The following is a 4,306-nucleotide window of genomic DNA, read 5'->3' as shown; positions in this document are numbered from 1 at the left end:
CCCCTTAATTGAATTTTGGATTATCAGCAACACTGGTTTCTAAAATAATTTCCCGGGTCAATCTGTTCTCTCCCCTCCTTTCTCAAAACAAGGTAATTCCTCCCAGGGGATAATTAATGGAAATTTATAAATCAGTATAAATGACGATTAGGGAGGCTATGCTCTTTTGGAAACAACTTCCATGCCGTTTTTTAAGCGACTAGAATAGAATAACTTGGCTAATACTCGGCCTTTTCATTGGATATGTGGCTCTTCTTGTATAAGTGGCGGCATGCCGCCACTTATAGGCTCTCTATTTTTGTATGCCCTCCTTTTCCCGCTTTTCCTTTAAAGCGCGCCATACCTTTTCATAACTTAGTGGCAAGCTACTCACACGCACACCCATGGCGTCGTAAATAGCGTTGGAAAAGCAACCCATAGTGGGGATGGTAGCGCCTTCGCCAACTTCCTTAACGCCCCATGGCCCCGCCGGCTCACTGCTTTCCACAAGTTCCGATACAATCTTAGGCATATCTAACGACGTCGGCATCCGGTACTCTCCCAGGTTGCCGTTGAGGAGCTTTCCTTTATTGTCAAACACAACCTCTTCCCACACTGTCTCGCCCATACCCATATAGAGAGCGCCGTGTACCTGAGCGTGAAGCAGCGCCGGGTTAATCACCATGCCACAGTCGTGGACATCCCAAACTTCTTTAACATTGATTTCCCCGGTCTCCTCATCGATCTCAACCTCGCTGATTTGCGCTGCGAAGCTGTAGGCCGGCGAAGTTCCTACCGGAGCTCCCTTGAATTTGCCGCCGAGCTTGGGCGGGGCATAAACTCCACGCCCGACCAGCGGGCCTCTTTTAACAAAGAACGTTCTCGCGACTTCTCCAAAAGTCTTCCTGATTTCAGGGTTTGACTTGCAATATACTACTGCATCCCGGCAGTCCAGGTTATCAACGTCCACTTCCATCAAGACCGAAGCCATTTCCAAAACCTGCGCCTTGACCTCTTCACCGGCCTGTTTTACAGCAGAGCCGGACATGAGGGTCTGGCGGCTGGCGTAGGCGCCAAAATCATGAGGAGTAGTTTCAGTATCAGCGGTTACTATCTTCATATTGTCATAAGTGAACCCCATCGCCTCCGCGGCCATCTGGCAAAGGATGGTGTCGGAACCCTGCCCGATATCAGTAGCCCCGGTATAAAGGGTGGCGGCGGTGCCGTCCTCATGCACCTTAATCATGGCTGAAGCGTGGGGTAGATCTGTCCTGTAAATTGGGTAGCCGGCGCCGGTAACAAAACTGCCTGTGGCAATCCCAATCCCCCTGCCCTTGGGCAGTTTGCCTTTCTTATCTTGCCAGCCTGAAATCTCCCGCGCTTTTTCCAGGCAGGCCTTCATTTCGCAGGATTGGACACCGAATTCATTGGGGGTAATTGTATTCGGCCGGCGGGCATTCCGCAAACGCAGTTCAATGGGATCAATCCCCAGATGCTCAGCGACGTGATCCAGGTGACACTCAAAAGCATACCTGGGCTGGGGCGCCCCGTGTCCCCGCTGGGCGCCGCAGGCCGGCAGATTGGTATAAACCCTGGTCATATCAAATTTATAGTTGACAAAGTCATAGGTCAGGGTCAGCATGGCCCCGGCATAGTAAGCAGTGGCAATACCGAGGCTGGTATAAGCACCGCCGTCCTGAACGAAGTTGGCGTGCACACCGAGGATCTTACCGTTTTTATCCACGCCTGTAGTGATCTCCATAACCACCTTATGGCGTCCCCGGTTATGAGTGAACATCTCGGCGCGGTCGTAAAACATCTTGACCGGGCGGCCAGTCATCCTGGCTAAAACAGCCCCGGCGAACTCCAGAGCGGTCGGCTCCAGCTTACCCCCGAAGCCGCCTCCCACAAAGGTCTTGAGCACCCGCACATCGCCCATTTTCATGCCGAACTCCCGGGCGATATAATATTGAAAATAGTGTGGCGACTGCGTGCTGCAATAAACAGTCAGCTTACCGTCTTCCCAGATCGATATGGCCGAGTGGGGCTCAATCGGAGCATGGTAGGTGCGGTTCCCCACAAAGCGGTCGGTGCGCACGTAATAAGCGTCCTTAAACGCTTGCTCCACATCGCCGAAATTCTGGTGAATTTCCGTGTTTATATTGCCGGGGTACTCGTCGTGTACCTGCGGCGCGCCCTCTTTCATAGCCTCAATCGGGTCAAATACAGCCGGCAATTCCTCATATTCCACTTTAATTAACTTTAATGCCTTATAAACTGTATCCTCATCAATAGCGGCCACGGCAGCCACTTTATCACCCACATAGCGGACCTTGTCAATGCAGAAAATGTTCTCATCCCAGCGCGCCGGGCTGATCCCGTACTTCAGGCTGGGCACGTCCTTATGGGTAATGACAGCCTTAACCCCCGGGAGTTTTTCCGCCGCTGATGTGTCTATGCTCAAAATTTTGGCGTGAGCATACGGGCTGTGAAGGATTTTCCCCACCAGCATATTTGGAAACTTCAGGTCTCCGGTGTATTTCGCCTGGCCGGTAACCTTAACACGCCCGTCCATCTTGGGTACACTTTTACCTATAACCGAGTATTTCTCATCCTTTATCTTAAACTCGCTTATCTCCTCTGGTTTGTATTCTGTGTAGGATGTCCTTGTTTTTTCCTCCATATTTTTTCACCTCCTTTACTGCTCGTTAGCCGCGGCCAACACGGCCTTGACAATATTGACATAGCCTGTGCAGCGGCACAGGTTGCCGGCAATTGCTTCGCGCACTTCTTCTTCGCTGGGGCGGGGTTTGCGAGTAAGCAAAGCCTTGGCGGACATAATCATGCCCGGCGTGCAGTAGCCGCACTGCACCGCCGCGTTTTTCACAAAGGATTCCTGCAGCTTATCCAATTTTTCATTCTGCGCCAGTCCCTCGATGGTGACAATATCACAACCGTCCGCCTCTACCGCCAGTACCAGGCAGGAGTCTACCGGCTTACCGTCCAGCAGGACAGTGCATGACCCGCAGTCGCCTAACTCACAGCCTTTTTTAGTCCCGGTCAAGTCCAGTTCATCACGCAGGACATTAGCCAAGGTGGTATTAGCTTTAACAACTCTAGTGTAGCCGTCCTCATTGACGTTCAGAGTGATCAGATAACGCTTTACGCCATTTTTGTCTGTAATCGCCTTCATAAATTTTGTTCCCCCCTTCTCTTAGCAGTGTCCTTCTTTAATTGCTTTCGATAGGGCACGCTTAGTAAAAACCCGCACCATATCCTTCCGGTATTCGGCCGAGCCGCGAATATCAGAGATGGGCTTACTTTCACCGGCAGCACACACACCGATCTCTTCCAGCAGTTCTTGGGTAACTGCTTTGCCCTTTAACAATTCTTCTGCTTTCTTAGCCCGCATGGGTACAGGGGCCACAGCACCCAGGACAATCCGGGCCTCTTTACAAATATCCCCTTGCATAGAAACTGCGACGGCCACCCCAACTACTGCCAGGGCGCCTGAGCGGCGCAGCCCGAATTTTATATAGGTACTGCCGGTAAAGGATTGATCGGGGATAACAATTTCGGTTAGGATTTCGTTTTGTTTGAGCACAGTCTTACCCGGTCCGGTAAAAAACTCTTCCAGTAAAACAGTCCTTTCCCCATCGGTTCCGAACAGCTTTACCACAGCGCCAAGGGCAATCAGGATGGGAGGCAGGTCTGCGGAGGGTACGGCGTTCACAATATTGCCCCCCACCGTTCCCGTATTTCTGATCTGGTTATTGGCCATGTGGTGGGCGGCCTCACAAATTGAAAGATACTTTTCCTGTAGGGCTGGTGAATTAACCAGGTTATTGTGAGTAGCCCGGGCTCCGATAACCATTCCTTTTCCTTTTTTATAAAAAATATCAGTCAACTGGCTGAGGTTTTTAAGTGATACCAGTACCTCCGGCGCCAGGATATCTTGTTTCATTTTGGGTAAGACGTCAGTCCCACCCGCGATTACTTTTACCCTGGGGCCGAATTGCGCTAGAAGCCCGCACGCTTCCCACAAGCTTGTAGGTGCATAATACTCAAAATCCGGTAGGTACATAGCAAACCTCCTCTTTTTCGTTTTGCATTAACCGCAATATAATTTTTTGCACCCGCTTCTTAAAATTGTCATTTGCACTTTTTAAAAGAAGGTTTGACGGATCCCTATACGACTGCAACAATTACTTTAGTCGCATGTTATAGCACCGAGATCCGTCAAGCGTTTTAAGGAAGGCCAAACTAAGCGCCTAACACATCGGCAACATCAGTAATATCAAGTTCCAACATTTTGATCATCGCAGAC

Annotated in this window: 3 protein-coding genes; all 3 read right to left on the bottom strand. The window is 50.6% G+C overall.

Features of this window, described 5'->3' with window-relative positions; translation table 11 throughout:
* Positions 1–292: 292 nt before the first annotated feature.
* Genes hcrA through A4E54_RS02935 form a run of 3 tightly spaced genes read right to left on the bottom strand, consistent with a single transcriptional unit; the run spans position 293 to position 4,063 of the window.
* Positions 293–2,662, bottom strand: a complete 2,370-nt coding sequence (hcrA, locus tag A4E54_RS02945; RefSeq protein WP_240081810.1) for a 4-hydroxybenzoyl-CoA reductase subunit alpha — start codon at positions 2,660–2,662, stop codon at positions 293–295.
* A gap of 15 nt (positions 2,663–2,677) precedes the next feature.
* On the bottom strand, positions 2,678–3,172 hold the full coding sequence (locus A4E54_RS02940; protein WP_240081811.1) for a (2Fe-2S)-binding protein: 495 nt from the start codon (positions 3,170–3,172) through the stop codon (positions 2,678–2,680).
* Positions 3,173–3,193: 21 nt separating this feature from the next.
* Positions 3,194–4,063, bottom strand: coding sequence for an FAD binding domain-containing protein (locus tag A4E54_RS02935; RefSeq protein WP_240081812.1), 870 nt, complete (start codon positions 4,061–4,063; stop codon positions 3,194–3,196).
* Positions 4,064–4,306: the final 243 nt, after the last annotated feature.

This window comes from Pelotomaculum sp. PtaB.Bin117 (genome assembly GCF_002067195.1).
Taxonomy (GTDB): Bacteria; Bacillota; Desulfotomaculia; order Desulfotomaculales; family Pelotomaculaceae; genus Pelotomaculum_D; species Pelotomaculum_D terephthalicicum.
Note: the sequence above shows the minus strand (reverse complement) of the source record. Positions and strands in the feature narration are given on the sequence as shown.